This window comes from Blautia sp. CGZ-1-C1 (assembly GCF_056504575.1).
Genome location: NZ_JBWLUT010000010.1, coordinates 1 through 6,408, shown reverse-complemented (window position 1 = coordinate 6,408; position 6,408 = coordinate 1). Strand labels below are relative to the sequence as shown.

Below are 6,408 nucleotides of genomic sequence, written 5' to 3'. Positions count from 1 at the left end.
CCGTAAATGTATCTGCCGAGATCAAAGAAATGGAAAATGAGTTTGACGACGATACAGAAAGTATTATCACAAATGAGAGATATGTTTATATTTCTTCTATCATTGGTCAGTGTGTGACTAAGGCAAGAAAAGATAAGCTTTCCACATCTGATAAGATTGACCGTATCGTTACCAACAGATGGCTGGCACTGCCGATCTTTGCAGTTGTAATGTTTATTGTATATTATGTATCTGTAACTACTGTTGGTGCTTTCGTAACTGACTGGACAAACGATGTTCTGTTTGGTGAGATCATTCCTCCGGCAATTGAATCCGGACTGAATGCGATTGGCTGTGCAGCATGGTTACAGGGACTGATCCTTGACGGTATCGTAGCCGGTGTGGGAGCTGTTCTCGGTTTCGTACCTCAGATGCTTGTACTGTTTGCATTCCTTGCATTCCTTGAGTCCTGTGGTTACATGGCTCGTGTAGCATTTATCATGGACAGAATTTTCCGTAAATTCGGCCTTTCAGGTAAATCCTTCATTCCAATGCTTATCGGCAGCGGATGCGGTGTTCCTGGTGTTATGGCTTCCCGTACAATCGAGAATGACCGTGACAGAAAAATGACAATTATGACAACCACATTCGTTCCTTGCGGAGCTAAACTTCCGATCATTGCCATGATCGCAGGTGCGTTCTTCGGAAACAGCGGATGGGTTGCAACAAGTTCTTACTTTGTTGGTATCGTAGCAATTATCTGCTCCGGTATCATCTTAAAGAAAACAAAAATGTTTGCCGGTGATCCGGCTCCGTTCGTTATGGAGCTTCCTGCATACCACTGGCCAACAGTCAGCAACATCTTAAGAAGTATGTGGGAAAGAGGCTGGTCCTTCATTAAGAAAGCCGGAACAATCATCCTTCTTTCAACAATCATTCTGTGGTTCTTAATGAGCTTCGGATGGGAAGGCGGAAGCTTCGGTATGGTTGAAGAACTTAACGAGAGTATTCTTGCTAAGATCGGTACAGCAATCGCATGGATTTTTGCACCTCTCGGTTGGACAAAAGCCGGCGAAGGATGGAAGATGGCAGTTGCAGCTGTTACAGGTCTGATTGCAAAAGAGAACGTAGTAGCTACATTCGGTATGCTTTATGGATTCGCAGAAGTTGCAGAAGACGGTGCTGAGATCTGGGGTAACCTGGCAGCAGCCATGACACCGATCGCAGCTTACGGTTTCCTGGTATTCAACCTTCTTTGTGCTCCTTGCTTTGCAGCTATGGGTGCGATCAAGAGAGAGATGAACAATACAAAATGGTTTTTATTTGCAATCGGATATCAGTGTGGACTTGCATATCTTGTGTCTCTGTGTATCTATCAGATCGGTACACTGGTTACAGGCGGTGGTTTCGGTATCTGGACAGTGGTTGCATTCGCAATTATCATCGGATTTTTATATCTGCTGTTCAGACCTTATAAGGAAAGCAGCAGCCTTAATGTAAATGTAAAAGGTATGGCAAAGGCCAGATAAATAGTAAGCAAACCAGAGCCTGCGTCCTTCAGTGATGTGGGCTCTGATAAAATAATCAGTTGCAATAGTATACCTATCTATGTATCATGTGAAGTAGATATTGTACTGAGTAGAATAGATTATACTATATGGAGTAACACAAAAAGTCGGCAGGAGGTGTCGGTTATGGGAACTTTTGTTGTAGGAGCAATTTTAGTTTTGATCGTCGGACTCATTGTAAGAGGAATCGTAAAGGATAAAAAAAGCGGTAAATCATCATGTGGTGGTGATTGCAGTCATTGCAGGGGATGCCATTGATCAAAGAGCAGCCGTAATTATTTAGAAGTCTACTATCTCACAAGGATACTAAACAGTTACAAACAGACGATTAACAGGAATAAATTAAGCGGAAGGATGATGTAATTTTGGGAGCAGCAGCATTACAAAGACAAAGAAATTGTGAAGAACCCAATTACCAGAGAACCCAGATGCAGAAAGATGTTGTAATCCAGGAGTTAAAAAAGCGAGGATGCAGGATTACCAAACAAAGAAGAATGTTGTTGGAAGTCATTCTTGAGAATGAGTGTTCCTGCTGTAAAGAAATTTATTACAATGCATCCCGCCTGGATCCGGGCATTGGATCAGCTACGGTGTACCGCATGGTAAATCTTTTAGAAGAAATCGGTGCGATCAGCAGAAGAAATATGTATAAGATCGTAAGAAATCCGGATTGTAAAGACGAGAGTGTCTGCACGATCGAACTGGATGATAATACCGTCCAGAAATTATCAAGAGACAATTTTAATAATGTAGTTCTGGCAGGGCTCAAAGCCTGCGGATACATTGATAATCAGGAAATTGAAAGAATGTTTGTAAATTCCTGTGACTTTAAACATTGAAAACAAGTAATATTAAGATAGATAAAAATATCCGCCGGAAACTACTGAACAGGAAGTTTTCGGCTTTTTTCTTATTACACTATATTTTGTAGTGTGAGCATAGAAATTCCGAAAACATTTTGGTATAGGTACAATTTATATAAAACGTCTGTTATATCAATTTTGCCTTTTTATGTGATAAGATGAAAATGTTTCTCAACAAGAAAAAAATAGTAGAAATATGAAAACATTGGTTGTATAATACATAAAATAAAATAACCTGATGTCGAAAAGGAGGACAAAATAATGATTAAATTTGACGCAAAAAAAACAGGAATCTTCGCAGCAGGAGTAGCTTTTGGAACAGCAGGTATTAAAGTTCTTACAAGTAAAGATGCCAAAAAATTATATACAAACTGCACAGCAGCCGTTTTACGTGCAAAATCCTGCATTATGAAAACAGCTTCCACAATTCAGGAAAATGCTGAAGACATTTACGCTGAAGCACAGCAGATCAACGAAGAAAGAGAAGCAGCTGAGGAAGTAGTGGAAGATGCAGCTGAAGAAACAATAGAAGATACAACAGATTTTAAAGAAGAGACAGAAGAAACAAAAGAAGAAGGCAGCGAAGAATAATGAAATTTGCTATTAAGCATGAAATCAAAGGGAGAATCCGTATTCATCTTGCTCAGAAGCACATGACTTACAGACAGGCAGATATCCTGCAGTACTATCTGGAGGAACAGAAAAATATCAGCAAAGCTTCCGTTTATGTAAGAACACAGGATGTGACTGTTTATTACTCCGGAAGCAGAGAAGAGCTGATCCATCTGTTGAGCAGATTTTCTTATGAGACAGCCCAGGTGTCAGATTCTGTTCTGGAGAATTCCGGACGTGAATTAAATGAGACATACAAAGAAAAACTGATTAATTCTGTAGTATTACGTGCATTAAACAAAATGTTTCTGCCATACCCGGTACGTATGGTGATCACTACAGCTAAATCCTGTAAATATATTTATCATGGAGTACGCACTCTGATGAAAGGCAAACTGGAAGTATCCTGTTCTGGATGCGACTGCAATCGGTGTGTCTATGCTTCGTGGTGATATCAATACCGCAAGTTCTACGATGTTCCTGCTTGGAATTGGTGAGATTCTCGAAGAGTGGACACATAAGAAATCTGTAAACGATCTTGCGAGAAGTATGTCTATTCATGCAGAAAAGGTATGGCTTGTAAATTCGGAAGGTCAGGAAGTTCTTGTACCTGTTTCCAGCATTAAAGCGGGGGATTATGTTCGTGTACATATGGGAAATGTGATTCCATTTGACGGAAATGTTGTTGTCGGAGAGGCAATGGTCAACCAGACTTCTCTTACCGGTGAATCACAGCCAGTCCGTAAAGCAGAGGGAAGCTTTGCTTATGCCGGAACTGTTCTCGAAGAGGGTGAGATTACTGTCCAGGTAAAAGAAGCCGCAGGATCCAGCCGTTATGAAAAAATCGTCGGTATGATCGAGGATTCTGAGAAACTGAAATCCTCTGTAGAGAGTAATGCCGAACATCTGGCAGACAGACTTGTTCCATACACTCTTGCAGGCACAGCTGCAACTTATCTGATTACCAGAAATATGACCAAAACTCTGGCAGTGCTCATGGTAGATTTTTCCTGTGCACTGAAACTTGCCATGCCTATTTCAGTATTGTCAGCAATCAGAGAAGCAAGTACTCACAGTATCACTGTAAAAGGTGGAAAATACATGGAAGCAATGGCAGATGCCACAACAATCGTATTTGACAAGACAGGTACGCTTACCAAGGCAAAACCGATAGTTTCTGATGTTGTATCTTTCAATGATGAACTGAGTGCAGATGAACTTCTGCGTATTGCAGCATGTATGGAAGAACATTTCCCTCACTCTATGGCAAGGGCCGTAGTAAATGCCGCAAAAGAAAGAAATCTTGTCCATGAGGAAATGCACTCCAAAGTAGAATATATTGTAGCTCATGGTATTTCTACTACTATTGAAGGCAAGAAAGCCGTAATCGGAAGCTGGCATTTTGTAATGGAAGATGAGAAGTGTGTGATTCCGGAAGGAATGAAGGATAGATTTGAACGTCTTCCGTTAGAATGTTCTCATTTATACCTTGCAATCGAAGGCAGGCTTGCGGCAGTTATCTGTGTAGAAGATCCTCTTCGTGAGGAGGCAGCAGATGCAGTACGTGAGTTAAAGGAAGCCGGAATCACAAAAGTTGTTATGATGACCGGTGACAGTGAACGTACAGCGGCAGCTATTGCAAAACGCGTCGGAGTAGACGAATATTATTCTGAAGTTCTCCCTGAAGATAAGGCTTCCTTCGTAGAAAAGGAGAAGAAACTTGGCCATAAAGTTATTATGATCGGTGATGGAATTAATGATTCCCTGGCATTATCTTCTGCAAGCGTAGGCATTGCTATCAGTGATGGTGCAGCTATCGCGCGTGAGATTGCTGATGTAACAATTTCAGCGGATAACCTTCATGAGATTGTTACATTAAAAAGACTGAGCACCGCTTTGATGAAACGCATCCATAATAATTACAGAACGATCATTGGTGTCAATGGTGGTCTGATCGCACTTGGAGTGACCGGTGTAATCATGCCGACTACCTCAGCACTGCTTCATAACCTTTCAACACTGACAATCAGTTTAAGAAGTATGAGAAATCTTCTTCCAAAGGAAGAGGAAATTTAAATAAAAAGAACCATATTTAACCGGCATCATCGTGAGATTGAAACTATCTATACGATAGACCGGGAATATGGTTCTTTTTCATTTTAACCGAATCAAGTAAGTCCCCTGCGGAGGCTGCGAAGAGCAATAAGCAGTAAGTAGGACTTGCTTGTATCAGGAGGGGTACAAGCAAGTCCTGATAAACTACGGAGCAGTTACTCATATAAATTCATTGATTACTGTACGTCTGCAATAAATTTCTTAATAGCTGTAAAACTCTCTGAGCTGATTGCATGTTCCATCTTACATGCGTCCTCAGCAGCAACTTCCGGATCGACTCCGATTGAAGTGAGCCAGTTAGTCAGAAATGTGTGTCTTTCATAAATCTTGTCTGCAATTTCCTGTCCGGTTTCAGTGAGATTGATATATCCATTCTCATCAACAGTGATATAATTATTTGCTTTTAAATTCTTCATTGCAACACTGACACTTGGCTTGGAAAAAGAAAGTTCATGTGCCACATCAATAGAACGGACGTTTCCGTTTCTCTCCTTTATCATAAGGATCGCTTCAAGATAGTCTTCTCCAGATTCATGTATCGCCATACCAGGATCCTCCTTTTGCTTTATTGTGATGAATTATAACATAAATTTGTATTTCCGTAAAGAAATCTGTGGAAAACTATTGACAGAACAGGAAAGCATGCTATAATAAAATCAAACAAATGAACAAGTGCTCATATGTTAATATAAAAAATATGAGCCAGAAAGGAAAGTATATTATGAAAAAGACTTATAAGATTGATGTAGACTGTGCAAACTGCGCAAACAAAATGGAGGAAGCTGCTAAGAATACAGCAGGTGTTAAGGATGCAACTGTTAACTTCATGATGCTGAAGATGATCGTTGAATTCGAAGACGGACAGGATCCGAAAGCAGTTATGAAGGACGTATTAAAGAACTGTAAGAAAGTAGAAGACGACTGCGAGATTTTCCTTTAATTTCAAATGATTCCAGGGACTGTTGCATAAAGAATCACTTTTACGGCATATGGCTTGCCGGAAATGTTTAATGCAACAGTCCCGCTTTTATCATATATCCAGGAATTTATACCATAATTTTTAAGATGGCTTCGCGGGATTAATACCGTAACTTTTACAGAACTGCTATAGATACAAATAATGGATACAACATAAAAACGGGGAGGACATAGAATATGAACAAGAAGCAAAAGAAAATGCTTGTCAGAATCATCATATCACTGATTCTAGTGGTCGTTTTTTCAGGACTTCCGATAGATGAACATCAGAAATTTGGAACTTACCTGAGATT

The 6,408-nt window shown here is 40.2% G+C and carries 6 protein-coding genes and 1 pseudogene; 6 read left to right on the top strand and 1 reads right to left on the bottom strand.

All coding sequences use genetic code 11. The features are described 5' to 3' along the window. From feoB to AC058W_RS00655, 5 genes and pseudogenes are all read left to right on the top strand, one after another. The coding region (gene feoB / locus AC058W_RS00675) for a ferrous iron transport protein B (protein ID WP_479389552.1) at positions 1-1,508 on the top strand (1,508 nt) is incomplete at its 5' end. Between the two features lie 165 nt (positions 1,509-1,673). Next, positions 1,674-1,805 carry a FeoB-associated Cys-rich membrane protein gene (locus AC058W_RS00670; RefSeq protein ID WP_117674523.1) on the top strand — a complete coding sequence of 44 codons (132 nt, stop codon included), beginning with the start codon at positions 1,674-1,676 and terminating at the stop codon, positions 1,803-1,805. A 170-nt stretch (positions 1,806-1,975) separates the two neighbouring features. After that, positions 1,976-2,386, top strand: coding sequence for a transcriptional repressor (locus tag AC058W_RS00665; RefSeq protein ID WP_242986704.1), 411 nt, complete (start codon positions 1,976-1,978; stop codon positions 2,384-2,386). A 285-nt stretch (positions 2,387-2,671) separates the two neighbouring features. Continuing rightward, positions 2,672-3,001 carry a DUF6110 family protein gene (locus AC058W_RS00660; RefSeq protein WP_118410472.1) on the top strand — a complete coding sequence of 110 codons (330 nt, stop codon included), beginning with the start codon at positions 2,672-2,674 and terminating at the stop codon, positions 2,999-3,001. Beyond that, positions 3,001-5,098 (top strand): annotated as a pseudogene (locus tag AC058W_RS00655) (heavy metal translocating P-type ATPase). The gene AC058W_RS00660 and the pseudogene AC058W_RS00655 overlap by 1 nt, the downstream one beginning before the upstream one ends. A 215-nt stretch (positions 5,099-5,313) precedes the next feature. Here AC058W_RS00655 and AC058W_RS00650 read toward each other — a convergent pair. Then, positions 5,314-5,682 carry a metal-dependent transcriptional regulator gene (locus AC058W_RS00650; protein ID WP_117674519.1) on the bottom strand — a complete coding sequence of 123 codons (369 nt, stop codon included), beginning with the start codon at positions 5,680-5,682 and terminating at the stop codon, positions 5,314-5,316. A 176-nt stretch (positions 5,683-5,858) separates the two neighbouring features. Between AC058W_RS00650 and AC058W_RS00645 the strand changes: the two genes are divergently transcribed. Continuing rightward, complete coding sequence (locus tag AC058W_RS00645; protein ID WP_019161536.1) at positions 5,859-6,077, top strand: cation transporter; 219 nt, start codon at positions 5,859-5,861, stop codon at positions 6,075-6,077. The last annotated feature ends 331 nt before the right edge of the window (positions 6,078-6,408 follow it).

Coding starts and splice junctions, on each gene's coding strand:
- AC058W_RS00665 (WP_242986704.1), top strand. CDS start 1,976: ATGCAGAAAGATGTTGTAATCCAGGAGTTAAAAAAGCGAGGATGCAGG.
- AC058W_RS00650 (WP_117674519.1), bottom strand. CDS start 5,682: ATGGCGATACATGAATCTGGAGAAGACTATCTTGAAGCGATCCTTATG.
- AC058W_RS00670 (WP_117674523.1), top strand. CDS start 1,674: ATGGGAACTTTTGTTGTAGGAGCAATTTTAGTTTTGATCGTCGGACTC.
- AC058W_RS00645 (WP_019161536.1), top strand. CDS start 5,859: ATGAAAAAGACTTATAAGATTGATGTAGACTGTGCAAACTGCGCAAAC.
- AC058W_RS00660 (WP_118410472.1), top strand. CDS start 2,672: ATGATTAAATTTGACGCAAAAAAAACAGGAATCTTCGCAGCAGGAGTA.